The organism is Micromonospora sp. WMMD754, from assembly GCF_049315235.1.
Taxonomy (GTDB): Bacteria; Actinomycetota; Actinomycetes; order Mycobacteriales; family Micromonosporaceae; genus Micromonospora; species Micromonospora sediminicola.
Genome location: NZ_CP186058.1, coordinates 1,553,883 through 1,579,129 on the forward strand (window position 1 = coordinate 1,553,883; position 25,247 = coordinate 1,579,129).

The window sequence follows — 25,247 nt, forward strand, 5'->3', positions numbered from 1 at the left end:
GCGTGCAGGGAAAGCGGGGGGCGCTCAACCCAGCTCGGCCAGCAACTCCTCGGTGGCCCACCGGTCCGGCGACTCGATCTGACGGAACAGCGCCACCGCCCGGTTGGCGTACCGCCGTGCCTGGTCGGAGTCGGTGTACCGCAGGCACCGGGCCATGCCGTCCAGCGCCCGGGCCTGCTCGTAGCGCGCGCCGAGCCGGGTGGCGTCGGTGAGCACCCGGCGGTGCAGGTCCAACGCGCTGCTGACGTCGCCCTGGTCTCCGATCGCCCGGGCGAGCAGGTTCCGGGAGGCGCACTGCCCGATCACGTCGCCGGCGTCGGTCATCGCGGCGAGCGCGGTCCGGTGCCGGGCGGCCGCCCGGTCCGGGAAGCCGGCCTCGCGTTCCAGCACGCCGATCTCGTTGAGCACCTCGCCCTCGCCGTAGCGGTTGGCGGCCCGGCGCTTGAGGCGCAACGCGACGTGGAGCAGCCGCCGGGCCGGGCCCCGGTGACCCAGCCGGTGCCGGGCCATCGCGACGTGCCCCACGGCCTGACTGAGCTGCCGGAAGTCACCGGTCTCCCGGGCCAGCACGAGATGCCGGCGGGACACCTCCAGCGCCTCGTCGTACCGCCCCCACAACAGCAACGACAGCGCCGTGTTGTTGAGCACGTTCGCCAGCGCCGCGGCCTCGTCCAGCTCCCGCGCGAGCTGCGTGGCGGCCGCGTACGTCTCGATCGCCCGCCGGTGGTCGCCGTTGTGGGAGTAGGCGGTGCCCAGGTTGTTCAGTGAGTTGCGGAGCGCGTGGCGCCGGCCGAGCCGCCGGTAGACCTCGACGGACGCCTCGGTGAGCCGCACGGCCTCGGCGAAGCGGGCCCGACGGAAGTGCGCCGAGGCGAGGTAGTTGAGCGTCATCGCCACGGCCTCGTCGTCCTGGAGGGCCAGGGCGGCGCGCAGGCCGATGGTGTGCGCCTCGACCAGCTCGTCGAGGTGACCCCCGTCGAAGTGCGCCTTCCAGCAGGCGCGGGCGAGCTGCCAGCAGTACCGCGGAAATCCTTCGACCTCCGCCAGCCGGATCAGGGCGAGCAGGGCGGCCCCGTTCTCGTCGAACCAGGGCCGGCCGAGGGGGGCGACGGCGGCCACGAGGTCCGGCCGGGCCGGCTCGGGCAGGTCGAACAGGTGACCGTTGCCGGGCAGCTCCATCACGCGGGCGATGGCGAGAGCGACCTGAAGGTGGTATTCGAGGAGCCGTTCCAGCGCCGCCCGCCGCTCCGCCGCGGTCTCCCGGTCCGCGCCGAGCGTGCGCCCGTACTCCCGGATCAGGTCGTGCAGCCCGTAGCGGCCCGGCTCCACCTCCTCGACGAGGTGTGCGTCGACCAGGTCGTCGAGTGCGTCCTGCGCCTCCGGCAGCGACAGGTCGGCGAGCGCCGCCGCCACCCGGTTGTCGACCCGGGCGCCCGGGTGCAGCCCGATCAGGCGGAAGACACGCTGCGCGGCCGGAGCCACCTGCTCGTACGACAGGGCGAAGGCCCGGGCCACCGAACGTTCCCCGGCGGTCAGCTCGGCCAGCGGATCCGCCGCGGTCGCCAGCCGCTCGGCCAGGTCGGCCACCCGCCACCGCGGCCGGTGCGCGAGCCGGGCGCCGGCCAGCCGCAGGGCGAGCGGGAGATGGCCGCAGCGACGGGCCACCTCCGCGGCGGCGTCGGGCTCCGCCCAGACCCGCTCCGCGCCGGCCACCCGGGCGAGCAGTTCGACCGCCTCGTCGGCGTCGAGCACCGGCAACGAGGACGGCCGGCCGCCGTCCAGGCCGATCAGCCGCCGACGGCTGGTGATCAGCACCAGGCAGTCCGGGCCGTTGGGCAGCAAGGGTACGACCTGGGCGGCGTCCGCCGCGTTGTCGAGCACCACGACGGCCCGCCGTCCGGCCAGCTCGGAGCGCCACATGGCCAGCCGGTCCGCCAGGTCCACCGGTACGCGTTCGGCCGGCACACCGAGCTGCCGGAGCAGGGTGGCCACCGCGGCGGCCGTGCTCAACGGGCTGCGTTCGCTGTGCCCGTGCAGGTCGACGAAGAGCTGCGCGTCCGGGAAGCGCTCGCCCAGCGCGGTCGCCACCTGGACGGCGAGCGTGGTCTTGCCGCTGCCCGCCATGCCGTCGACCAGGTGGACCCGGACACCGTCCTGTTCGATCTCCTTGACCAGCCGGGCCACGGTCTGCTGCCGGCCGGTGAAGTCGCTGATGGCCCGGGGCAGCGCCCGCACCGGCGTGGCGGCGCGCGTCTCCGACCCGCCCAGCGCCAGGTCACCGGCGAGCACCCGCTGGTGCAGTTCCTGCAACGCCGCACCGGGTTCGATGCCCAGCTCGTCGGCGTAGATCCGCCGGCCCTCCCGGTAGACGGCGAGCGCGTCCGCCTGGCGCCCGAGCGCGGACAGGGCCAGCATCAGCTGCCCGCGCAGCCGCTCGCGCAGCGGGTGGCGTTCGACGTTCTCGGCCAGCTCGTCGACCAGGTCGGCCGCGCGCCGCAGCCGCAGCTCCACGTCGACGCACTCCTCCAGCACCGCGAGCCGCTGCTCGTCGAGCGTCTGGGCCCGTCGCCGGACGCTCCGGGCCGGAACCCCCGCCAGCGCCGGACCCCGCCAGAGCGCCAGGGCCGCCCGGTAGTGCCGCCGCGCGTCCGCCACCCGGCCGCCGGCCGCCGCCGCGCGGGCCGTCTCCACCCCGCGGGCGAAGACCTCGGCGTCGAGGTCGTCCGGCTCGACCCGGATGCCGTAGCCGGCCGGGTCGGTGACGATGGTCTCGGCGGGCAGCCCGAGCAGGGCGAACCGCTGCCGAAGTCGGGACACGCAGATCTGGAGCTGGGCCCGCGCGGTGGCCGGCGGGCGCTCCTCCCAGACCGCGTCGACCAGTTCCTCGGTCGACACCACCCGCCCGGCGCGCAGCAGCAGCATGGCGAGCACGATCCGGTCCCGACCCGCGGTGACGGTGGCTTCACCACCGCCGACCCGCAGGGGTCCCAGGATCCCGAAGCGCATCTGTGCCACCACCCGCCCCCGTGAGTGCAACTTCCAGCAGCGTAGCCCGATGGTCACGGAATGCCCTGTCGAGGCGATAGCGATGTGATAGCGGATCGACAGCGACGGCGACCAGACTCGTCCCGGGTTGTCGGTGACGGCATCCGACGGGGGCGGTGCGCCCGTCCGGCCGTCCAGCCGGGCGGGCGCACCGATGTCGGTGCACAGCGGACACGCGGAGGGGCGCCCGGGAGGACTCCCGGGCGCCCCTCGCGCCGTCAGCGGGTCAGCGCCGGCCGACCGTGAGCACCGGCTTGGTGACCTCGGCGAAGAAGTCGTTGCCCTTGTCGTCGACGACGATGAAGGCGGGGAAGTCCTCCACCTCGATCTTCCAGACCGCCTCCATGCCCAGCTCGGGATATTCGAGCACCTCGACGTGCTTGATGCAGTCCTGGGCGAGGCGGGCCGCCGGTCCGCCGATCGAGCCGAGGTAGAAGCCGCCGTGGGCCGCGCAGGAGCGGGTGACCTGGCCGGACCGGTTGCCCTTGGCCAGCATCACCAGCGAACCGCCGGCGGCCTGGAACTTCTCCACGTAGGCGTCCATCCGGCCGGCCGTGGTCGGGCCGAACGAACCGGACGCGTAGCCCTCGGGCGTCTTGGCCGGGCCGGCGTAGTAGACCGCGTGGTCGCGCAGATATTGCGGCATCGGCTCACCGGCGTCCAGCCGCTCGGCGATCTTGGCGTGGGCGATGTCCCGGGCGACCACCAGCGGACCGGTCAGCGACAGGCGGGTCTTCACCGGGTATTTCGACAGCTCGGCGCGGATGGAGTCCATCGGCCGGTTCAGGTCGACGCGGACGACCTCCTCGGTCTCCAGCGTCTCGTCGGTGACGTCGGGGAGGAACCGCGCCGGGTCGGTCTCCAGCCGCTCCAGCCAGACGCCGGACGGGGTGATCTTGGCGACCGCCTGTCGGTCGGCCGAGCAGGAGACCGCGATCGCCACCGGGCAGGAGGCCCCGTGCCGGGGCAGCCGGACCACCCGCACGTCGTGGCAGAAGTAGCGCCCGCCGAACTGCGCGCCGATCCCGAAGTTGCGGGTCAGCTCCAGCACCTCGACCTCCAGCTCCAGGTCGCGGAAGCCGTGGGCGCTCATCGAGCCCTGCGTCGGCAGCGCGTCCAGGTATTTCGCGGAGGCGTACTTGGCGGTCTTCAACGCGTACTCGGCGGAGGTGCCGCCGATGACGATCGCCAGGTGGTAGGGCGGGCAGGCGGCGGTGCCGATCAGCCGCAGCTTCTCCTCCAGGAACTGCATCATCCGCGTCGGGTTCAGCAGCGCCTTCGTCTCCTGGTAGAGGTAGGACTTGTTGGCCGAACCCCCGCCCTTGGCCATGAACAGGAACTTGTAGGCGTCCGGGTGGCCGTCCGGGTCCTCGGCGTAGAGCTCCACCTGGGCGGGCAGGTTGCTGCCGGTGTTCCGCTCGTCCCACATGGTCAGCGGCGCGAGCTGGGAATAGCGCAGGTTGAGCCGGGTGTAGGCCTGGTAGACGCCGCGCGAGATCGCCTCCGCGTCGGCGCCGTCGGTGAGCACGTGCCGGCCACGCTTGCCCATCACGATCGCGGTGCCGGTGTCCTGGCACATCGGCAGCACGCCGCCGGCGGCGATGTTGGCGTTGCGCAGCAGGTCCAGCGCGACGAACCGGTCGTTCGGCGAGGCCGCCGGGTCGTCGATGATCGACCGGAGCTGGGCCAGGTGCGCCGGGCGCAGGAAGTGGGCGATGTCGTGCATCGCCTCGGCGGTCAGCGCGGTCAGCGCGGCCGGCTCCACGGTGAGGAACCGGCGGCCACCCGGGCCGTTGACGACGTCCACGCCCTCGTCGGTGACCAGGCGATACTCCGTCTGGTCGGGACCGGTCGGCAGCAGGGGTGCGTACGAGAAGGCGGCGGCACTGCTCATGACCGAAAAGCCTAGGGCAGAGCCGTCGATCGGTGACACCCGCAGGTCGGTCGTGGGACGGCGCTCTCACCCGGCGTCACTTGCCGTCGGCGCAGAGTTCCCGCTTCGGACCGCAGCTGCCCTGGTCAGTCGGCGGACGCCAGGTGTCACCCGGGTCGGGCGCGGGCACGGCGTCCTCGTTCGACGGCGGCGCTCCGGCGGCCCCGGCGCCCCAGCGCACGTACCCGATCTCCCGCCCCTCGCCGATGATCATGCCGTTCGGGCCGACCGCCAACGCGTTCGCCGACGTGCGCAGCTCGACCAGCACCCGACCCCCACGCGGCTCGACCGCGACCAGCCGGGACGGCTTCTCCTCGCTGATCACCGCCGCGTACGGGGTGAGCGCCGCGCCGCTCTTGCCGCCGGCCGGCCGGGTCCACCGGGTCCGGTCGGCGGACAGCTCCCGGCCGAGCAGCGAGTCCTTGTCGGCGCTGCGCACCACCGCGTACCGGTCGTCGACCGCGAGCAGCTTCTCGCCCTCCGCGCCGACCTGGAGCAGCCGGCCGTCGTAGCCGTCGAGGACCGCCTCCCGCCCGTCCGGGGCGACGCCGATGAGCACGTTGCGGGCACCCTGCGGATCCTCCCGCTGCACGCAGCCGGCGTAGTCGGCGGTGCGCAGGTTGATCCCGGCCCGCCGCCACACCTGCTGCCCGGTGGCCGGGTCGACGGCGGTGACGACGAAGTAGCAGCTCCCGTCCCGGGAGGTCGCCGCGATCCGGAGCAGCCGCCCGCCGACCACCGCCAGGCGCTCCTCCCGCCCGGGCTGGACGTTCTGCAGCACCCGGCCGGTGGCGGTGTCGACCACGTGCACCCGACCGTCGACCGGAAAGCCCAGCAGCGGCGGGACCGACTCCGGCCCGGCCACCCCGCCGTCGATCCGGGTCGCGCCCAGTCGTCGGGTGCCGAGCAGTTCGGGGTTGTCGGCGAGCACGCCGCTGTGCACGCCGGGCAGGAACGCGCTCCACAGCGGAGTCGTCCCGCGCGGCTCCCAGGCCCGCAGCGTGCAGTCGGTGGCCTGCACGCAGTACGCGTCCAGCAGCAGGTTCCGGTAGGTCCAGACGGCGATGGCCCGCTCGTCCCGGCGGCGGGTCACGCCGGTCACCGGGTCGAGCACCTCGTACCCCTTGTCCAGCAGCTTGCCCACCGCGACGACCGACTCCCGGCCGCTGCCCGCCACCGCCGACCAGTCGGCCTTGCGTTCCCAGAGCTGGCTGCCGTCGGCGAGCGTGCGCGCCTCGATCCGGGTGCGCTGCTCCACGATCACGGTGTCGCCGGCGATGGTGACGCTGCGCGGGGTGCCGCCGACGCGCTGCTGCCAGACCACGTCCGGCTCGGAGATCGGCTTGCTCCGGTCGACCCAGTCCCAGAGGCCGGGGAACGGGTTCCAGACCCCGGTGGCGGCGAGCACGACCACGGTGACGAGCCCGAGCAGCAACCAGCCGCGTACGCCTAGGCCCTTCACACCGCACACGGTAGCGACGATCACCGCTGCACCGGGCCGCCCGCGGGGCGTGTCGCGCCGCTTCTTGCCCGGGTTCGGATGTTAAGAGGGGGCCCTTCCTCTACCGGATGCGTTAAGCGGGGGCCCTTCCTTCCCCCCGGGCGGCGGAGCGGACGAGGGGGAGCGTGCGGTAGGGGATCTGCTCGGCCAGCGCGATGATGGTGGAGGCGCGCCGGATCCCCTCCGAGGCGACGATCTGGTCGATGACCCGCTGGAGGTCGGTGTTCGACCGGGCCACGATCCGGCAGAGCAGGTCGCTGGAGCCGGTGATGGTGTGCGCCTCCAGCACCTCCGGGATGGCGGCCAGGTGCGCGGTGACCTGGTCGTGGCCGTGCCGCTGGCTGATCTCCAGGGTGACGAAGCTGGTCACCCCGAAGCCGATCGCGGCCGGCGAGATGTCCGGCCCGAACCCGCCCACCACCCCGCGACCGACGAGCTTGTCGAGCCGCGCCTGGACCGTGCCCCGGGCCACGCCGAGCCGCCGCGAGCACTCCAGCACCCCGATCCGGGGCTCCTCGGCGAGCAGTTCGATCAAGCGGGCGTCCAGCTCGTCGAGCTGTACATCCTGACCAGTGTTCATGGCGACCAACCGTACCGAATGCGCAACCTGACCAGGAATATCGCCAACTATTGCCCACCTTACGGTCGGCCGTAGATCCTCGCCGGAAGAGCACATCCACGGCGGCCCACGAGGCCGGCCGGTACGCGAGGGAGGCCACCATGACCCAGGCGATCGACCGACCCCAGTCGACCGAGGACGTCGACGCCGACGTTCTCGTCGGCGCCGTCGACCATGACATCAGCCGGGACCCGTTCCCGGTCAAGGGCCTCGACCACCTGCACTTCCTGGTCGGCAACGCCAAGCAGGCGGCGCACTACTACTCCACCGCCTACGGCATGACCTGTGTCGCCTACCGCGGCCCGGAGCAGGGCTACCGCGACCACGCCCAGTACGTGCTGACCAGCGGCTCGGCCCGGTTCGTGCTGACCGGCGTGGTCCGCCCGGGCGCCGACGGCGAGGCGCACGTGGCCAGGCACAGCGACGGCATCTCCGACATCGCGCTGGAGGTGCCGGACGTGGACGCCGCGTACGCGCACGCCACCGCGCAGGGCGCGACCGGTCTGGTCGAGCCGCACGACGTCAGCGACGAGCACGGCACCGTCCGGATGGCGTCCATCGGCGCGTACGGGGACACCCGGCACACGCTGGTCGACCGGTCCCGCTACACCGGGGTGTTCCTGCCCGGCTTCGTCGCCCGCGGCCCGTTCGTGGACCGGCAGCCGATGATCGACGCCGGCCTCCAGCCGAAGCGCTTCTTCCAGGCCGTCGACCACGTGGTCGGCAACGTGGAGCTGGGCCGGATGGACGAGTGGGTCGAGTTCTACAAGCGCGTCATGGGCTTCACCAACATGGCCGAGTTCGTCGGCGACGACATCGCCACCGACTACTCGGCGCTGATGAGCAAGGTGGTGGCGAGCGGCACCCGCAAGGTGAAGTTCCCGCTCAACGAGCCGGCCGTGGCCCGCAAGAAGTCGCAGATCGACGAGTACCTGGAGTTCTACCAGGGCCCGGGCGCCCAGCACGTCGCCGTGGCCACCAACGACATCCTGGCCAGCGTGGACGCCATGCGGGCGGCGGGCGTCGAGTTCCTGGACACCCCGGACTCCTACTACGAGGACCCGGAGCTGCGCGCGCGCATCGGCAACGTCCGGGTGCCGATCGAGGAGCTCCAGTCCCGCAAGATCCTGGTGGACCGGGACGAGGACGGCTACCTGCTCCAGATCTTCACCAAGCCGGTGCAGGACCGCCCCACCGTCTTCTTCGAGCTGATCGAGCGGCACGGCTCCCTCGGCTTCGGCAAGGGCAACTTCAAGGCCCTGTTCGAGGCGATCGAGCGGGAGCAGGAGAAGCGCGGCAACCTGTAACACTGTCGGCGTGATCGAGCCTCCCCCGAGCAGCACGCCGCCGCCCGCCGGGCCCCCGCCCGCGGGCGGCGGCTTCGCGCCGCCCACCGGCCCCGCGGTGCCCGCGCAGCACACCCCGCCGACGTATGCCCACCTGCCCGGCTATCCGCCCCCACCCCCGGGGTACGCGCCGCACGCCGGGTTCGTGCCGCCGGCCGTCGCCCCGAACGGTCAACCGCTGGCCGGCTTCGGGGAACGGCTGGTCGCCTGGCTGATCGACACGGCTCTCGCGTCGGCGGTGCTGATGGTGCTCTTCGCGCCGGTCTTCGTCTGGCTCGTCGTCCGGATGATCGACCGGATGCCGGCGGCCGGACCGGACGGCACCGTGGCCGAACCCGACCCGTCGGTGATCTTCAGCGACATCTTCCTGCCGCTGCTCCTGGCCGAGCTGGGGCTGTTCCTGCTCCTGCTGGTCTTCTACTGGCTCTACCACGTCGAGTACGCCCGCCGGACCGGCCAGACGCTCGGCAAGAAGGTGATGAAACTGCGGATCGTGCCGCTCCAGCCGGACGCCCCGCTGACCCGGGGCGCCCTGGGCAAGCGGTACCTGGTCGAGTTCGTCGCCGGTTCGCTCGTGCCGTTCCTCAACTACCTGGACGGCTTCTGGCAGCTCTGGGACAAGCCCTGGCAGCAGTGCCTGCACGACAAGGCGGCCGGCACGGTCGTCGTTAAGGTTGCACCGTGAGCGCGAGGAGTGAGCCGGGCCTGCGAGCCCCGCAGTCGGGAACAAGGACGGCCCCGTGAGTGTGGAACCTGGCTGGCACGTCGACCCGGCCGATCCGGAGACCCGCCGGTGGTGGGACGGTGAGGGCTGGATCGGCGCGCCGATCCCGGTCGACGTCACCCCGCCCGACGGCCCACCGCCCGCCGAGCCCGAGCCGACCCCGGTGGCGGCGGGCGCCGACCCCACCGCCGCCCGGCCGACCTCGGGCGCGACCGGTGGCGCGGCCGTCCCGCCGGTCTCCGGGCCGGGCGCGGGCCAGCCGCCGGCCGGGCCGTACCCGCTCCCGCCGACCGCCGCTCCCGGGCAGCCGGGCCCGAACGGGCCGTGGCCGGGGCAGCCCGGGCAACCCGGACAGGCCGGGCCGTGGCCGGGGCCGCAGGGGCCGCCGCCGGGCTGGCCGTACCCGCACTGGCCGGGCCGGCCGCCGGCGCCGCGTCCGCACGGGTTGCCGCTCGCCTCGTACGGCTCGCGACTGATCGCCCGCCTGATCGACCTCGGCGTGGTGTTCCTGCTCAACGCCGTGGTCAACGGCTGGTTCGTCTGGCGCTACTTCGAGGCGGTCTCGCCCTACCTGCGCGAGTCGATGCGCCGGGCCCTGAACGGGGACACCTCCACCGAGGGGCTGCCGCAGATCGACGAGCAGGCCGGCGGGTTGCAGATCGCCATCCTGCTGATCGCCACCGCGCTCTGGTACGCGTACGAGGTGCCGTCGATGGCGGCGCGCGGGCAGACCTTCGGCAAGCGGCTGATGGGCGTACGCGCGGTGCCGATCGAGGCGGACCAGCCGCTCGGCTTCGGCCGGGCCACCCGGCGCTGGAGCACGATGGGCCTGCCCACGCTGCTCTGGTACTGCTGCGGGCTGGGCCTGCTGCTCCAGTTCGTCGACGCGGTCTCGCCGCTGTTCGACCAGCCGCTGCGTCAGGCTCTGCACGACAAGCGGGCGCAGACCGTGGTGGTCCAGCTCCCTCGTGACCGGACCGACCCCCGTACCGCCCCGCGCGACCGCGCCGACCCCCCGGGAGACACCCCATGACCGACACCGGACGTCACCAGCCTCCGCTGCGGCTCACCCGCGCCGACCTGGACGCGCTGCCCAACTACGTGCCCGGCCGCAGCCCGGCCGACCTGGCCCGGGAGCTGGGCCTGCCCGAGGCCATCAAGCTGGCCAGCAACGAGGTTCCGTACGGCCCGCTGCCCGGCGTGGTGGAGGCGGTCGCCGAGGCGGTCGCCGGTTCGCACCGCTACCCGGACATGGGCGTGGTGGCGCTGCGCCAGGCGCTGGCCGAGCGGTACGGCGTGGACGCCGACCGGATCGCCACCGGCTGCGGTTCGGTGGCGCTGGCCGAGCACCTGGTGCGGGCGACCTGCCTGCCCGGTGACGAGCTGCTCTACTCGTGGCGCTCGTTCGAGGCGTACCCGATCATCGCGGCGACCAGCGGCGCGACCAGCGTGCGGGTGCCGAACGACGCCGGCCACGGGCACGACCTCGACGCGATGGCGGCGGCGGTGACCGACCGGACGCGGATGGTCCTGGTCTGCAACCCGAACAACCCCACCGGTACGGCGGTGCGCCGGGCCGAGCTGGACCGCTTCCTCGACGCGGTGCCGGACGACGTGCTCGTGGTGATCGACGAGGCGTACCGCGAGTTCGTCACCGACCCGGAGGTGCCGGACGGCCTGACCTACCTGGACCGGCCGAACGTGGCGGTGCTGCGCACGCTGTCCAAGGCGTGGGGTCTGGCCGGGCTGCGGATCGGCTGGCTGGTGGCCGCGCCGGCCGTGGCCGCCGCCGTGCGCAAGGTGGTGACGCCGTTCTCCACCAGCATGGCCGCCCAGGCCGGCGCGCTGGCCGCGCTGGCGCAGGCCGACGAGGTCGAGCGGCGCTGCGCGCTGGTGGTGGCCGAGCGGGACCGGGTCACCGAGGCGCTGCGCAAGTTCGTGCCGGACGTGCCGGAGAGCCAGGCCAACTTCGTCTGGCTGCCGCTGGGCGAGCGCGCGGTGGCGTTCGGCAAGGCGTGCGAGGCGCGCGGCGTGATCGTCCGGCCGTTCCCCGGCGACGGGGTGCGGGTCACCATCGGCACCCCGGCTGAGAACGACGCGTTCCTGGCCGCCGCCGAGGCCGCGCTGGCCTGACCGGAACGCGTCCGAGGCCGGTCCGTCAACCCCCTACGGACCGGCCTCGGACGTCTCGTCCGACGACCATCGGCTGAGAGAACTGTAGTAGCTTTTGTCCGTTTTGTTAGCAGATTCGGTCACGTGGCGGCGAGCAGCACCGGCTCCGCCATCAGGAAGTACCCCTGGTCGTCGTCCTCCGGGCGGGCCCGCTCCCGCAGCCGCTCCACCGCGACGTAACCGTCCACCGCGTACGCCCGGCCCGGTCGCCAGGCGATCCCGTCCCGCCCGAGGTCCAGCACGGACGTCGACCGCGTCGCGCCGGTGATCGGATCCACGGTGACCAGCTCCCGCCGGTCGGTCAGCAGGTGCACCCGCCCCGGCTCGACCGCCAGCACCCGGGCCGGGTGGATGTCCGCCCGACGCCACAGCTCCTCGCCGGTGCGGGGCGACCGCCCGACCACCACCGGGCCGGACGTGTCCACCACCCGCTCGCCGTCCAGCGCCGTGTCCGGACCGTCCAGGCCCGGCGCGGCGGTCGGCTCACCCGGGTCCGCCACCAGCCAGCCCCGGCTGTTCTCGCCGCCGGGCCCGGCGGTCCGCAGCCCCCGGCAGCCGGAGTGCCCGTCGCGGCAACCCACCGGGCTGACCACCAGCTGGTCCGGCGCGTCCGGCGGCCGCCAACGGGTCCGTACCGCGCCGGTCGCCGCGTCCCGCAGCTCGACCGCGGCCGGCCCGGCGCAGCGGTCCACCCCGACCAGCTCGCCGCTGGCCGTCGTGCCCACGTCGGTCCGGCAGCCGCGCCCGACGTCGACGCGCCAGAGCCGGCGGCCGTCGCCGAGGTCGTACCCGCCGAGCGCACCCGGACCGGCGGCGAGCAGCACGGTCCGGCCGGCCGCCGTCCGGGCCACGTGCAGGCCGGCCGGGTCCCAGACCGTGGCGGCGTAGGTGCGGCGCGGCTCCGGCACCGACCCCGGCTCCGGGCCGTCCGCGCGCCAGGCCACCCGGCCGGTCCGCGCGTCCAGTGCCACCAGCGTCCCGTCGGACCAGCGGCTGACCACCGTGGTGCCCTCGGCGAGCACCCCGACGAGCGTCGCCGGCCAGCGGCGGTAGGACCAGAACGGGGTGACCCGATGCCGTCCGGTGACCGGCTGGTCCGCGTACACCTGGCGGGTGCCGGCGTAGACCCGGAGCCGGCCGTCCACGACCAGCGGCGCCACCGGCAGCCGCGCGATCACCCCGGCGGTCGGCGCGGGCGCGGCCGGATACGGGTCCCGGGCGACGGTCTCGACCTCGGCGGGCGCCAGCACCCGGACGACCACGGCGACCGACGCCGCGACGGCCAGCACCGCCAGCAGCGTCGTCAGGATCCGCCGCCTCGCGGCCTTCGCCATCCGCCACCTCCGCCCCGGCACCCTACCGGCCGGGTCCGGGCCGGGGTGCGGGGAGCGGTCGGGTCGGCTCAGGCGGCTTCGGCGGAACGGGCGGGGCCGGCGGCCAGCGCCAGGTCGGCCAGGTCACGCCGGAGCGCGCCCTCCACCGCGCGGGCGGCCAGGCCGCCGAGGATCAGGGCCAGCACCCGCCCGTACGGCCGGGTCGGCACCGCCTCCTGCTCGACGGTGACCTCGGTGCACCCGCGCCGCCGCCGCTCGACCGTGCGCAGCGTCCAGGTGATCCGGTAGTCGACGCCCGCGCCGCGCGAGTCGAGCACCAGGCGGGCCGGCGCCACCGCCTCGACCACCTCGTACTCCTCCGGCTCGGTGCCACCGTCCGGCCGCAGGCGGGTCTCCCGCCAGACCGTGCCGGGCGCGAAGCCGCCGGCGCCGAGGACCTCGACCGCGCCCACCGCCGAGAGCCAGTCGGCGCGGGCCGGGAGGTCGGTGAGCAGGCGCCACAGGTCGTCGTCCTGCGCTTCGATGAATGCGGAAACCGTCACCGTCGACATGGCACCTCCCGTGTCGTCCACGGTACGGGCCGTCACCGGAAACCGGGAGCCTTGCGGTGACATTTCCACCACCGGTGCCCCGAGCGGGGCACCGGGGCATCCGACGAGCGGTCAGCCGCGGAGCGTGCCGCCCCGCAGCGCGGTGACGAACGCCGTCCAGCCCGGCGGGCTGACCGCGAGCGCCGGACCGTCCGGGTCCTTCGAGTCGCGTACGCCCACCACGCCGTGCGCGGGGACCACGTTGGTCGCCACCTCGACGCAGAGGCCCTGATCGTTGGAGCGGCTGCTGGTGCGCCAGACGGCTCCGGTCAGCTCGGTCATGCTCGGTCCTTCCTGTTCGGCTTCTTCCGACTCGGGCGCGCCCCGGAGTGGCCGCCCGGGGCGTACGCGATCCGAGTCGATCAACGCGGAAGGAAACGGCCTCGATCGCACCCGATGTGCGATCGAGGCCGTCCGGCCGACAGGTGGTTCAGCGGGCGGGGAGGACCGTCCCGGTGACCTCGCCCAGCGCGATGGTGGTGCCGTCCGGGCCGGGCGCGGTGGCGGTGATCGTCACCGTGTCGCCGTCCTCCAGGAACGTCCGCTCGCTGCCGTCGGCGAGCTTGACCGGCTCGGACCCGCCCCAGGTCAGCTCCAGGAACGAGCCGACCTGAGCGCGCTCGGGGCCGGAGACGGTTCCGGAGGCGTAGAGGTCGCCGGTGCGCAGCGAGGCGCCGTTCACGGTGAGGTGGGCGAGCTGCTGGGCCGGGGTCCAGTACATGGTGGCGAACGGCGGCTCGGCGACCCGCTCGCCGTTCCACTCCACCGACAGGGTCAGGTCCAGCCCGAGGTGCGGGGTGTCCCGCAGGTAGTCCTGCACCGGCGGGTCCTGGTCGGGCGCGGGCACGAACGCGTCGGCAAGTGCCTCCAGCGGGGTGACCCAGCCGGAGACCGAGGTGGCGAACGACTTGCCCAGGAACGGGCCGAGCGGCTGGTATTCCCAGGCCTGGATGTCCCGCGCGGACCAGTCGTTGACCAGCACCACGCCGAACACGTGGTCGGCGAAGTCGGCCGTCGGCACCCGCTCGCCGAGCCGGCTCGGCACGCCGACCACGAAACCCACCTCGGCCTCGATGTCCAGGCGTACGGACGCGCCCGTGGTGGGGCCCTGCGCGCTGGCCCGCTGCCCGGAGGGGCGGACCACCGGGGTGCCGGAGACGACCACCGTGCCGGCCCGGCCGTGGTAGCCGATCGGCACGTGCTTCCAGTTCGGCAGCAGCGGCGGCTGGCCGGGCCGGAAGATCTGCCCGACGTTGCCGGCGTGGTGCTCGGAGGAGTAGAAGTCGACGTAGTCCGCGACCTCGAACGGCAGCAGCAGCTCGACCTCGCGCAGCGGCACCAGCAGCGGCTCCACCGCCGGGCGGTGCGCCGGGTCGGTGAGCAGCTCGACGACCCGCTGCCGGACGGCGGTCCACTGCGGGCGGCCGAGCGCCAGGAAGGCGTTCAGCGTGGGTCGGCCGAGCGCCCCACCGGCCAGCACCAGCCCGGCCGCCTCCGCGCCGGCCAGGTCGAGCGCGAAGTCGCCGATGCGAACGCCGATCCGCGGCTCGCGGTCGCCGTGCCGGAACACCCCGTACGGCAGGTTGGTCACCCCGAAGGCCGAACCCGCCGCACCCGAAACCCACGTCATGTCTCGTACCCCCCGTTCACCAGCCCCAGCCGGATCAGATCGGTCAATGGTTCGGAGATGCTGCACGAGCCGTAGCCGACCCAGAGCGGTCGCGCGGACTCGCGGCGGGCCCGGGCCGACTCGACCACGCGCAGCGGGTCGGTCGCGGCCAACAGCTCGGCGACGGCGTCCACCTGGGCGCCCTCGACCGCGGCCAGCGTGGCGGCCAGCACGTTGACGAAGCCGTGGTGGGTGAAGCCGGTCTCCGGGTCACGGTGCCGGATCGCGTGGTGCAGCCCGGCGGTGAGCTTGAACGGCAGCTCGCGGTCGCGGCAGGCGCAGATCACCGCGGCCAGCTCGACCGGCGTCGGGAACAACTCGGCGGCCAGCCCGCCGGTGCGGAACTTGGCCGCCACCGGAAGCCCGCCGGCCCGGGCCCGGGCGAGCGCGTCCAGCGCGTCCATCAGGCCGAGCGTCAGCGGGATCTCCGCGTACACGGAGGCGCCGTCGAGCCGGCCGGCGAGCGCGACCAGCTCGGCCACCCCGGGGGCGGGGTCCTCGCCGCGCTTGGCCACCGGCGCCTCGACCTGCCGGGCGGTCACGCCGTCCGGCGCCAGGGCCGACAGCGCGGCGGGCAGCCCGTCGAGGCCGGTGTCGCCGATCAGGCCGATGACGAGGCCCTCGGAGGGGTCGACCAGGCCGGTCAACGCACCGGCCCGGAGGTCGGAGGCGGGCAGCAGCAGCGGGCCGACCAGGTCGGCGTACCAGGCCGCGCGGTGCCGGCGGTGCGCGGTGACCGCGTCGGGCAGCGCGGCGTTGCCGGGCGGGAAGACCGCGGCGTCGTCGACCAGGCCGGCGAGGAGGCGGGGCACCTGCGTTGACACGAGACAAGAATGTACGGGACGCTACGAGGAACGGACAACCGCGTCCGATTATCGGACGCCACCGGCCGGAGAACGGGACATAACGGGAGGCGAGATGCCGTACTACCGCAGCGTCGGCGAGGTGCCCCGCAAGCGCCACACCCAGTTCCGGCAGCCCGACGGCACGCTCTACGCGGAGGAGCTGGTCGGCCAGGAGGGCTTCTCCTCCGACTCGTCGCTGCTCTACCACCGGCACGCGCCGACCGCGATCCTCGCCGCCGAGGAGTTCGCCCCGCCCACCGTCACCCGGGTGCCGAACCTGCCGCTCAAGCCGCGCCACCTGCGCACGCACAAACTCGACGGCGCCGGCGCGGACCCGGTGCTCGGCCGGCAGTATCTGCTCGCCAACGACGACGTCCGGATCGCGTACGTGCTGGCCGACCGGCCCTCACCGCTGTTCCGCGACGCCACCGGCGACCACTGCCTCTACCTGGAGTCCGGCTCGCTGCGGGTGGAGTCGCCGTTCGGCGTGCTCGACGCGGTGGCCGGTGACTACGTCGTCATCCCCACCTCGACCATCCACCGCCTGGTGCCCACCGGCGACGAGCCGACCCGGCTGCTCGCGGTGGAGGCGTCCGGCCACATCGGCCCGCCCAAGCGCTACCTCTCCGTACGCGGGCAGTTCCTGGAGCACTCGCCCTACTGCGAGCGTGACGTCCGGGGACCGGACACCCCGCTGCTGGTCGACGGCGAGGAGGTGGAGGTGCTGGTCAGGCACCGCCGCGGGTGGACGAGGTACGTCTACGCGAACCATCCGTTCGACGTGGTCGGCTGGGACGGGCACATGTACCCGTGGGCGTTCTCCATCCACGACTTCGAGCCGATCACCGGGCGGATCCACCAGCCGCCGCCGGTGCACCAGACGTTCCAGGGCCCGAACTTCGTGATCTGCTCGTTCGTGCCGCGCAAGGTGGACTACCACCCGGCCGCCATCCCGGTGCCGTACAACCACCACAACGTCGACTCCGACGAGATGCTCTTCTACACCGGCGGCAACTACGAGGCCCGGCGCGGCTCCGGGATCGGGCAGGGCTCGATCTCGCTGCACCCGTCCGGCTTCACCCACGGCCCCCAGCCGGGCGCCGCCGAGCGGTCGATCGGGGCGGACTTCTTCGACGAGCTGGCGGTCATGGTGGACACGTTCCGCCCGCTGGACCTCTGCGACGCGGCGACCGCCTGCGAGGACGACGGCTACGCCTGGACCTGGGCGCGCAAGCCCTGACGTACGCGAGAAGGGGCCGCGCCCGGCACGGACGCGGCCCCTTCGCACGGAGTCGTCAGAACGTCGAGGCGTCGATGACGAAGCGGTAGCGCACGTCGGACGCGAGCACCCGCTCGTACGCCTCGTTGATCTTCTCGGCTCCGATCACCTCGATCTCGGCGCCCAGCCCGTGCTCGGCGCAGAAGTCGAGCATCTCCTGGGTCTCGGCGATGCCGCCGATCATCGAGCCGGCGAACGACCGCCGGGCCGGGATCAGCGAGAACGCGCGCACCGACAGCGGGTCCTCCGGCGCGCCCACGTTGACCAGCGTGCCGTCCACGGCCAGCAGGCCCAGGTACGCGTCCAGGTCGATGGCCGCGCTGACCGTGTTGACGATCAGGTCGAACGAGCCGGCCAGGTCGGTGAACGTCGCCTCGTCCGAGGTGGCGTGGTAGTGGTCGGCGCCGAGCCGCAGCCCGTCCTCCCGCTTCTTCAGCGACTGGGACAGCACGGTCACCTCGGCGCCCATGGCGTGGGCCAGCTTGACGGCCATGTGGCCCAGACCGCCCATGCCGATCACGGCCACCCGCCGGCCCGGCCCGGCGTTCCAGTGCCGCAGCGGCGAGTAGGTGGTGATGCCGGCGCAGAGCAGCGGCGCGGCCGCGTCCAGCTCGATGCCGTCCGGGATGCGCAGCACGAAGTCCTCGGTGACCACGATGGCCTGCGCGTAGCCGCCCTGGGTCGGCTCGCCGTCCCGGCCCACCCCGCCGTACGTGCCGATGTTGCCCTTGAGGCAGTACTGCTCCAGGCCCTTGCGGCAGTTGTCGCACTCCCGGCAGGAGTCGACCATGCAGCCGACGCCGACCCGGTCACCGACGGCGAACTTCGTCACCGCGGAGCCGACCTCCCGCACCACGCCGGCGATCTCGTGACCCACCACGATCGGGTAGGTGGTCGGGCCCCACTCGCTGCGCGCGGTGTGGATGTCGGAGTGGCAGATGCCGGAGAACTTGATGTCGATCGCGACGTCGTCCGGTCCGAGGTCCCGCCGCTCGATGGTGGTCGGGGCGAGCGGTTCGGTCGCGGACGTCGCCGCGTAGGCATTGACGGTGAACACGGATTCCCGCTTCCTGCAGCCGGTGGTTTCCTTCCGCGCCGGGACACGCCCGGCCCGCGACACAGCCTGTCGCTCCGGCTTTCCTACCCCCGGGCCACCCCGGTCGACACGTTCGCTTCCTCACCCCGGGGACGGGAATAGCGGCACGGCTCAGCGGCGGGCGAGCACCGTGAAGCCCGCGAGGACGGTGGCGGTGACCGCCCCCACCAGCGGCCACGGGCCGCCGACCAGCGCGTACACCGCCAGCAGCAGCGGCGCGGCGGCCGCCGCGTAGATCGCCGGGGCCAGGCCGCGCGCCATCGCGTCGCGCAGCCCGGGCAGCCGGGACGCGGGCCGCCAGAACAGCAACCCGGCACCGACCGCGGCCAGCACGGCGAGAAGGCGGGACGCGCCCGGGGCGGCCGGGGCCAGCACCGCCACCAGCACGGCGGCGCCCAGCGACCAGCCGGCGGCGGACAGCACCAGCCGGCGCAGCCCGGCGTCCGCGGTGCGGGCCGGATCCACCCGCGCCGGGGTCAGGTCGACCACCTCGGTCAGGTCCTCCAGCGTCTCGGCGTAGCGGCGCCGCTCCAGCCGGGCCACGCCGGTGTCCTGCCGCGCCCCGGCCAGTTCCGGATCCAGCCGCAACGCCTCCCGGTAGGCCCGCTCGGCCAGGTCGAACAGTTCGAGGCGCACCGCGACCAGGCCGAGCACCAGATGCGCCTCCGGCTCGTCCGGCGCCAGCTCGACACCCCGCCAGGCCGCGTCGAGCGCCGCCTGCCCGTTCCGCGAGGCGGACAGGATCGCGGCGGCGCCGCGCTGCGCGTACGCGTCGGTCGGCCCGAGCGCGAGGATCTCGTCCGCGGTGGCCGCGGCGGCCTTCCAGCGCTCCAGGTCGAGCAGCGCGAGACCGCGTACCACCAGCGCCGGCACGGTGCCCGGTGCGGTCGCCGACGCCGCCTCGGACGCGGCGAGCGCCTCCGCGGGACGGTCGGCGGCGAGCTGCATCCGGGCCAGCATGGTCAGCGCCTCCAGATGCGCGGGTTGCGCCGCGATCAGGGCGGTGAGCTCGTCGATCCCCTCGTCGTAGCGGCCCAGCTCGGCGAGGAGGTGGGCACGCTGCAGGTAGCCGTCGGCGGCGGACTGGTCGGGGGCGGCGTCACTCGGCATCCCGGCGAGCGTAACCGCCGTCACCCCGCCGCGCGGAGCGGGTCAGTCCGCCGGCGCCTCGTAGACCAGGGCCACCGCGATGCCGGTCAGGCCCTCACCGCGGCCGGTGAAGCCGAGGCCGTCCGTGGTCGCCGCGGACACCGTCACCGGCGCGCCGACCGCCTCGGAGAGCACCCGCTGCGCCTCGTCCCGGCGCGGCCCGATCTTGGGCCGGTTGCCGATCACCTGGACCGAGACGTTGCCGATCCGGAAGCCCGCTGCACGCACCCGGCGGGCGCTCTCGGCCAGCAGCGCCACCCCGGACGCGCCGGCCCACTCCGGCTGGTCCACCCCGAAGTTCGCGCCCAGGTCGCCGAGGCCCGCCGCGGAGAGCAACGCGTTGCAGGCGGCGTGCGCCGCCACGTCGGCGTCCGAGTGGCCGGCCAGGCCGTCCTGCTCCGGCCAGTGCAGGCCCGCCACCCAGCAGGGCCGCCCGGCCTCGAACGCGTGCACGTCGGTGCCGACGGCCACCCGAGGAACGATCATGACCAGAGGGTACGCGCCGCGCCTCGGCTGCGGCCCGGACTGTGGTCAGCACTGGTTCTCGTACGCCCCAGCGCGCCGATCAACCGTCGACGAAATGGGATCCACGTTCCAGATCCCAGGATCTCGAAGCCACGCACCGGGGGAGGGCGGCGCGGGTCAGGCGCCTGTGGTCAGCAGGTGTTCGGCGAGGGCCAGGTCGAACGGGCGGGTGATCTTCAGGGCCAGCTCGGAGCCGGGTACGCAGGTCACCGCGCCCCCCTGCTTCTCGACCAGCCCGGCGTCGTCGGTGAGCGCGTCACCCGCCGACCGGTGGGCCGCGACCAGCACCGACCGGCGGAAGCCCTGCGGCGTCTGCACCGCCCGCAGCGCTGACCGGTCGACCGTGCCGAGCACCCGTTCGGCGGCGTCGACCTCCTTGATCGTGTCGACCACCGGCAGCACCGGGATCACCGCGTCGTGCCCGTCGCGGACCGCCGCGGCCACCGACTCGACCAGCTCGGGCGGGGTCAGCGCGCGGGCCGCGTCGTGCACCAGGACGATCTGCGGCCCGGCGGGGACGGCGGCGAGCGCGGCCGCCACGGATTCCTGGCGCTCGGCGCCTCCGGGCACCACGGTCACCGGCGCCACCGCGCCGAGCATCGCCCGCACCGACTCGACGTCGGCGGCCGGCGCGGCCACCACGATCGTGTGCACCGAGGGCGCGGCGGCGATCCGGCGTACGGCGTGCACCAGCAGCGGCTCGCCGGCGAGCAGCCGGAGCGCCTTCGGGGCACCGGGGCCGAGGCGTACCCCGGCACCGGCCGCAGGAACGAGGACCGCGACGTCACCGCGCGGATTGAGCTGCGCGGTCACGTCGCGGTCCTCGGATTCGTTCGCTGCGGGACGGGTAGAGGCAGAGGTGTGGATCAGGCCTCGGTCAGCACCTTGTCGAGCAGAGTCTCGGCCTCGTCCTTGGTGCTCTTCTCGGCCAGCGCGACCTCGCCCACGAGGATGTCACGGGCCTTGGCGAGCATGCGCTTCTCGCCCGCCGACAGGCCCCGCTCCCGCTCCCGGCGCCACAGGTCGCGGACGACCTCGGCCACCTTCAGCGGGTTGCCGGAGGCCAGCTTCTCCAGATTCGCCTTGTAACGCCGCGACCAGTTGGTCGGCTCCTCGGTGTGCGGTGCACGGAGCACGTCGAAGACCTTGCCCAGGCCCTCTTCGCCGACCACCTCGCGCACACCCACGATCTCGGCGTTCTCGGCGGGCACCCGGACCGTCAGGTCACCCTGCGCGACCCTCAGGACGAGGTACTGCTTCGGCTCGCCCTTGATGACCCGAGTCTCGATTGCCTCGATGAGTGCGGCCCCGTGGTGGGGGTAAACAACGGTCTCGCCGACACTGAAAACCATAGGTTCGAAACCCCTTTCGCTGTGTCTAGGGTAACACGCTCAGGCACCGATGTCTCACCGCTGTCCTGACCGTTGGCGCAGCTCAGGGGCCCTGTGAGAGGTATTTCTTCGGCTTGACAGGCGGTCAAGTCGATGGTTTCAACACGCTCCGTGACGAACGAATGACAACCCGGTACGGGTGACGGGAGCGTCCAGATCTAGGGCAATGCGCTCCTTCCATGGTAGCTCCGTAACTCCACTCGCGCCCAGGTGTGGCGGTACGGCCCCCGGTGCGGGACGCTGGTGGAGGACGCGACGTCCGCTCACCGAGACGTTCCTGGGGGTCCGATGGGCGTGCCTGACGCAGACGGCCAGGGGCCGCCGGACGGGCTGCCCGGGCTCCCGCCCGAGTGGGGCCGGGTGGTCGTCCCCGACGACGCCTCCGCGCTGGCCGACGAGGCCCGGCAGGTTCGCCGGGAGCTACGCCGCGACCCCCGGCAGGCGCCCCGGCCCGGCCCGGTCCGGGTCGGGCTCCCGGCACTCGCGCTGCTGGTCTCGGTGCTGGTCACGCTCGCCGGCCTGGCCGCCGTCACCTGGCCCCGGTCGAACCGCTCCGGCGGCGCCCCGACCGTGCTGCCCCGGACCACCGCCACGCCGCTGGCGGTCGGCCCGCTCCCCGCGCTCGACCTGGTCGGCAGCGACGACACGCCGGTGCCGCTGCGCAGCCTGCTGCCCGCCATGATCATCCTGGTGGACGCCTGCACCTGCGCCGACCAGGTCGGCACGGCGGCCGCCGCCGCACCTCCCGGAGTCACCGTGGTGACCGTGACCGAGGGCCGCAGCGCCGGCCCCGCCACCGTCCCCGGTGTGCGGCCCCTCGGCGACCCGGCCGGCGGACTGCGGTCCTACCTGCACCTCGTCGCCCACCCCGGCACCGCCGCCGCGCTGCTGGTGGACCGGCAGGGCACGCTGGTCCGGCTGGTTCCCGAGCTGGGCCCGGCGACCGACTACCGCGACGACCTGGTCCGGCTCGGCGGCTGAGCCGGGTTCAGTAGAGCCCCGCCAGGGTCGCGTCCAGGTCCAACTGCCGCTCGCCGGCGAAGAAACGGACGGTCACCGGCCCACCGGCGGCGACGAGGGGCTGGTTGATGGCCGCCCCACCGCAGTCGACCAGGAGCTGCGTCTCGTCCTCCTCCGTGCCCGTCCAGGACACGGTCAGCGGACCGGGGCCGCGGCAGGCCGCGCTGAGCAGGAGACGTGCCCCCGAGGCGGAACTTGCCTGCCGTTCCAACTGGTCGCCGGCCCGCAGGTGGGACCCGTCGTGCCAGAGCGGATCGGGGCGCACCTCCTCGCCGCCCGCCAGCACCGACCCGATGCCCGGCCCCGGACTCGCATCCCCGGTGCCCGGGTCGACGATCCACACGCGCGAACCCAAGGCGGGCTCGCTGGCCGGGCTGGGCTCCGCCGCGACGGTGGCGCGAGCCGCCGGGACCGGGGCGGCCGACCGCCACCACCACGCCCCGACCGTCAGGGCCAGCACGGTCAGACCGGCCAGCAGCGCCGACCGGGTCCGCTCCTCGGAGACCATGCGGCGAAGCGTATCGGGGGCCCGTGTCGCCCGCCGACCCTCAGGACTCCCGTTCGAGCAGTGCCGCGTAGAGCGTCAGCCCGGGACCGAACGCCAGCATCACCACCCGCCGGGGCGGGCGCTGCGCACGGCACAGCCGGTCCAGGATCAGCAACACCGTCGGCGACGAGCAGTTGCCGTGCTCGGCCAGCGTCTCCCGGGACGCGGCCAGCGCCGTGGGCGGCAGGTCCAGCTCACGCTCCACCACGTTGAGGATCCGCGGGCCGCCCGGGTGCACCGCCCAGCCGTCCACCTCGGAACGGTCGCACCCGTGCCGGGCCAGCAGGTCGTCGACCAGGTCCCGGACGTAGCGGGACAGCACCTGCGGCACCTTCGGCGACAGGCCCATCCGGAAGCCGGTGTCGGTGACGTCCCAGGTCATGTGGTCGGCGGTGGAGGTGTCGGTGACCGAGGTGACCTCGCGCAGCGCGTACCCCCGGCCGCCGGGCACCACCACGGCGGCGACCGCGGCGTCGGAGAAGAGCGCGTGCGAGACGATCTGCTGGGTGTCCACCCGGGCGCCCGGCGGCTGGATGTGCAGGCTGGTCAGCTCCGCGCAGAGCAGCAGCGCGGGCCGACCCCGGGCGGTGACGAAGTCGCTCGCCGCGCCGAGCCCGGGCAGAGCGGCGTAGCAGCCCATGTGCCCGACGAACATGCGCTGCGTGCCCGGGGCCATGCCGAGGTCCCGGGCGAGCAGGATGTCCAGCCCCGGGGTCGCGTACCCGGTGCAGGAGCAGACCACGAACAGGCCGACGTCACCGGCGTCGAGGCCGGCCGCGGTGAGCGCGCGCCCCACCGCCTCCTTGCCCAGCGGCAGCGCCTCGACCTGGTAGCGGCGCATCCGCCGTTCGGTCGGCCACTCCGAGACGTCCTCCAGCAGCGGGTTCACCGCCGCCTGCCGGCGGGTCACGCCGGAGTTCGCGAAGATCCGTTCGGCCAGCGCCCGGGTGGTCCCGGAGAAGTGCCGCGCGAAGAAGCCCGACCACAGCTCGTCCTGCGCGGCGGCCGGCGGCTGCGCCGTACCCAAACCCGCGATCACCGGTACGTCCACGTCCCCCACCTCTCGGATCCCTCAGCCCTCGCGCTCACCGGGCCGTCCTTCGTTCGCGACTGCGAGGCTCGCAACCCCGGCTCACTCCTCGCGCTCACCGGGCCGTCCTTCGTTCGCGACTGCGAGGCTCGCAACCCCGGCTCACTCCTCGCGCTCACCGGGCCGTCCTTCGTTCGCGACTGCGAGGCTCGCAACCCCGGCTCACTCCTCGCGCTCACCAACGAGGGGTCGAGCCGTCACGGTCCGGGTCGCCGCCGAGCGCCGCGATGCCGAGCCAGTCGGCGCAGACGTCGGACGTCGCCGGGTGCAGCGAGCCGCAGCGGGCGTCCCGGTAGAGCCGCTCCAGCGGATGGCCCCGGCGGGTCGCCGAGGTGCCCGCGGCCTCCAGCATGGACGCCGCCACCTCGGCCGCCGTGGTGCCGGCCAGCAGCTTGGCGCGCCACACCCAGCGGTTCGTCTCCGCGTCGCCGGGGGCCTCGTCGACCCGGCGGGCCGCCTCGGCGACCACCAGCTCGGCGGCGGCGGCGGCCGCGTCCGCCCGGCCCAGGCGGGCCCGGACCGCCGGTAGACCGGCCAGGTTGCGGGCGTTCAGGTGCTCGGCGGCGGCGTCGATGGCGGCCCGCGCCACCCCCACGTAGACGGCCGCGTAGCTGGCCACCAGCCAGTGCGGCATGAGCTGGGCGACCACCAGGGCCAGCCCCTCGACCCCGCCGAGCAGTCGGTCGGCGGGGACCGTCACGTCCAGGTGCAGGTCGTGCGAGGAGGTGGCCCGCATGCCCAGCGAGTCCCAGGTGGGCTCGACCGTGATGCCCTCGCCGGCCGGGACCAGGAACTGGGAGACCACCGACTGGTCGGTGGCGCTGCGGGCGGCCACCAGATAGCCGTCCGGGTGGCCGGCGCCGGAGCAGAACGTCTTGCTGCCCTTGATGTGCCAGCCGCCGTCCACCGGCTCGTAGACCGTGCTGAGCTGGGACAGTCGCGCGCCGGCGCCGCGTTCGCTCATCGCCACCGCGTACCAGGACCCGTCGGCCGCCGCGCGCAGCAGCCGGTCGCGGGCGGCCAGCGCCTCGTCCGGTACGCCGAGCGCCTCGGCCAGTTCCTCGGTGACCGCGCCCAGCGCCCCGGTGACCGAGGCGTGCATGTTGAACACCAGCGCGGTCGCGCCGTTGCCCCGGGCCAACTCGGTGGCGACCGCCGCGTACTCGGCGAAGCTGGCGCCCCGGCCGCCCAGCGCCTGCGGCACCATCAGCCCGAACAGGCCGGCCGCCCGGAGGTCGGCGAAGTCGTCCACCGGGAACGAGCCGTCCCGGTCGTGCTCGGCCGCGCGGGCGGCCAGTCGCGGCGCCAACCGGCGGGCCGCCTCCAGCGCGTGCACACTCATGTCGCCCCCTTCTCGGCGTCCCTTTACCCC

At 74.1% G+C, this 25,247-nt stretch carries 23 protein-coding genes; 6 read left to right on the plus strand and 17 right to left on the minus strand.

Going from position 1 to position 25,247, the window contains the following annotated elements:
• Positions 1–24 precede the first annotated feature (24 nt).
• The 4 genes from ACN27B_RS07385 to ACN27B_RS07400 all read right to left on the minus strand — a co-directional run bounded on the left by ACN27B_RS07385 (position 25) and on the right by ACN27B_RS07400 (position 7,059).
• Positions 25–3,006 (minus strand): BTAD domain-containing putative transcriptional regulator, encoded by a 2,982-nt coding sequence (locus ACN27B_RS07385; RefSeq protein WP_422744063.1) that lies wholly within the window; start codon positions 3,004–3,006, stop codon positions 25–27.
• Between the two features lie 265 nt (positions 3,007–3,271).
• Positions 3,272–4,939 (minus strand): fumarate hydratase, encoded by a 1,668-nt coding sequence (locus ACN27B_RS07390; protein WP_422744065.1) that lies wholly within the window; start codon positions 4,937–4,939, stop codon positions 3,272–3,274.
• Positions 4,940–5,015: 76 nt separating this feature from the next.
• Positions 5,016–6,449, minus strand: coding sequence for a PQQ-binding-like beta-propeller repeat protein (locus tag ACN27B_RS07395; protein ID WP_422744067.1), 1,434 nt, complete (start codon positions 6,447–6,449; stop codon positions 5,016–5,018).
• A gap of 103 nt (positions 6,450–6,552) precedes the next feature.
• The gene (locus ACN27B_RS07400) at positions 6,553–7,059 is read right to left on the minus strand and encodes an Lrp/AsnC family transcriptional regulator (protein ID WP_099163427.1); all 507 of its coding nucleotides are present in this window, start codon (positions 7,057–7,059) and stop codon (positions 6,553–6,555) included.
• Between the two features lie 140 nt (positions 7,060–7,199).
• Here ACN27B_RS07400 and hppD point away from each other — a divergent pair, with 140 nt between their 5' ends.
• The 4 genes from hppD to hisC are packed head-to-tail and all read left to right on the plus strand — an operon-like array spanning position 7,200 to position 11,301.
• Entirely contained in the window at positions 7,200–8,405 is a 1,206-nt protein-coding gene (gene hppD, locus ACN27B_RS07405) for a 4-hydroxyphenylpyruvate dioxygenase (protein ID WP_422744069.1), read from the plus strand.
• A gap of 10 nt (positions 8,406–8,415) precedes the next feature.
• Positions 8,416–9,129: an RDD family protein gene (locus ACN27B_RS07410; RefSeq protein WP_422744071.1), complete on the plus strand. Its 714-nt coding sequence runs from the start codon at positions 8,416–8,418 to the stop codon at positions 9,127–9,129.
• A gap of 55 nt (positions 9,130–9,184) precedes the next feature.
• Positions 9,185–10,201 carry an RDD family protein gene (locus tag ACN27B_RS07415; RefSeq protein ID WP_099163425.1) on the plus strand — a complete coding sequence of 339 codons (1,017 nt, stop codon included), beginning with the start codon at positions 9,185–9,187 and terminating at the stop codon, positions 10,199–10,201.
• A complete protein-coding gene (gene hisC / locus ACN27B_RS07420) occupies positions 10,198–11,301 on the plus strand; it encodes a histidinol-phosphate transaminase (protein ID WP_099163424.1) in 1,104 nt (367 codons plus the stop codon). Before ACN27B_RS07415 ends, hisC begins: the two co-directional genes overlap by 4 nt.
• Before the next feature lie 119 nt (positions 11,302–11,420).
• Here hisC and ACN27B_RS07425 read toward each other — a convergent pair whose 3' ends face one another.
• The 5 genes from ACN27B_RS07425 to ACN27B_RS07445 form a co-directional block, all read right to left on the minus strand.
• Positions 11,421–12,674 (minus strand): PQQ-binding-like beta-propeller repeat protein, encoded by a 1,254-nt coding sequence (locus ACN27B_RS07425; protein ID WP_422744074.1) that lies wholly within the window; start codon positions 12,672–12,674, stop codon positions 11,421–11,423.
• Between the two features lie 68 nt (positions 12,675–12,742).
• Positions 12,743–13,225, minus strand: coding sequence for an SRPBCC family protein (locus ACN27B_RS07430; RefSeq protein ID WP_091568749.1), 483 nt, complete (start codon positions 13,223–13,225; stop codon positions 12,743–12,745).
• A 111-nt stretch (positions 13,226–13,336) separates the two neighbouring features.
• On the minus strand, positions 13,337–13,546 hold the full coding sequence (locus ACN27B_RS07435) for a DUF397 domain-containing protein (RefSeq protein WP_099163422.1): 210 nt from the start codon (positions 13,544–13,546) through the stop codon (positions 13,337–13,339).
• A gap of 148 nt (positions 13,547–13,694) precedes the next feature.
• Complete coding sequence (fahA, locus tag ACN27B_RS07440) at positions 13,695–14,894, minus strand: fumarylacetoacetase (RefSeq protein WP_422744076.1); 1,200 nt, start codon at positions 14,892–14,894, stop codon at positions 13,695–13,697.
• Entirely contained in the window at positions 14,891–15,757 is an 867-nt protein-coding gene (locus ACN27B_RS07445) for a hypothetical protein (protein WP_422744078.1), read from the minus strand. The genes fahA and ACN27B_RS07445 overlap by 4 nt, the downstream gene beginning before the upstream one ends.
• Positions 15,758–15,851: 94 nt before the next feature.
• Here ACN27B_RS07445 and ACN27B_RS07450 point away from each other — a divergent pair, with 94 nt between their 5' ends.
• Complete coding sequence (locus ACN27B_RS07450; RefSeq protein ID WP_422744080.1) at positions 15,852–17,018, plus strand: homogentisate 1,2-dioxygenase; 1,167 nt, start codon at positions 15,852–15,854, stop codon at positions 17,016–17,018.
• Between the two features lie 55 nt (positions 17,019–17,073).
• Here ACN27B_RS07450 and ACN27B_RS07455 read toward each other — a convergent pair whose 3' ends face one another.
• From ACN27B_RS07455 to ACN27B_RS07475, 5 genes are all read right to left on the minus strand, one after another.
• Positions 17,074–18,114, minus strand: coding sequence for an NAD(P)-dependent alcohol dehydrogenase (locus tag ACN27B_RS07455; protein ID WP_422744082.1), 1,041 nt, complete (start codon positions 18,112–18,114; stop codon positions 17,074–17,076).
• Positions 18,115–18,264: 150 nt separating this feature from the next.
• The gene (locus tag ACN27B_RS07460; RefSeq protein WP_099163417.1) at positions 18,265–19,263 is read right to left on the minus strand and encodes a tetratricopeptide repeat protein; all 999 of its coding nucleotides are present in this window, start codon (positions 19,261–19,263) and stop codon (positions 18,265–18,267) included.
• A gap of 42 nt (positions 19,264–19,305) precedes the next feature.
• Positions 19,306–19,788, minus strand: coding sequence for a 2-C-methyl-D-erythritol 2,4-cyclodiphosphate synthase (ispF, locus tag ACN27B_RS07465; RefSeq protein ID WP_099163416.1), 483 nt, complete (start codon positions 19,786–19,788; stop codon positions 19,306–19,308).
• A 156-nt stretch (positions 19,789–19,944) separates the two neighbouring features.
• Positions 19,945–20,640 carry a 2-C-methyl-D-erythritol 4-phosphate cytidylyltransferase gene (gene ispD, locus ACN27B_RS07470; protein WP_099163415.1) on the minus strand — a complete coding sequence of 232 codons (696 nt, stop codon included), beginning with the start codon at positions 20,638–20,640 and terminating at the stop codon, positions 19,945–19,947.
• A 53-nt stretch (positions 20,641–20,693) separates the two neighbouring features.
• Positions 20,694–21,179, minus strand: a complete 486-nt coding sequence (locus ACN27B_RS07475; protein ID WP_007073334.1) for a CarD family transcriptional regulator — start codon at positions 21,177–21,179, stop codon at positions 20,694–20,696.
• Positions 21,180–21,506: 327 nt separating this feature from the next.
• Between ACN27B_RS07475 and ACN27B_RS07480 the strand changes: the two genes are divergently transcribed.
• Positions 21,507–22,199 (plus strand): hypothetical protein, encoded by a 693-nt coding sequence (locus tag ACN27B_RS07480; protein ID WP_422744085.1) that lies wholly within the window; start codon positions 21,507–21,509, stop codon positions 22,197–22,199.
• 7 nt (positions 22,200–22,206) lie between these two features.
• Here the strand turns inward: ACN27B_RS07480 and ACN27B_RS07485 are convergent, their stop codons facing one another.
• The 3 genes from ACN27B_RS07485 to ACN27B_RS07495 form a co-directional block, all read right to left on the minus strand.
• Entirely contained in the window at positions 22,207–22,746 is a 540-nt protein-coding gene (locus ACN27B_RS07485; protein ID WP_099163413.1) for a hypothetical protein, read from the minus strand.
• 40 nt (positions 22,747–22,786) lie between these two features.
• Positions 22,787–23,836, minus strand: coding sequence for a type III polyketide synthase (locus tag ACN27B_RS07490; protein WP_099164887.1), 1,050 nt, complete (start codon positions 23,834–23,836; stop codon positions 22,787–22,789).
• A 214-nt stretch (positions 23,837–24,050) separates the two neighbouring features.
• Positions 24,051–25,217 carry an acyl-CoA dehydrogenase family protein gene (locus ACN27B_RS07495; RefSeq protein WP_099163412.1) on the minus strand — a complete coding sequence of 389 codons (1,167 nt, stop codon included), beginning with the start codon at positions 25,215–25,217 and terminating at the stop codon, positions 24,051–24,053.
• Positions 25,218–25,247: the final 30 nt, after the last annotated feature.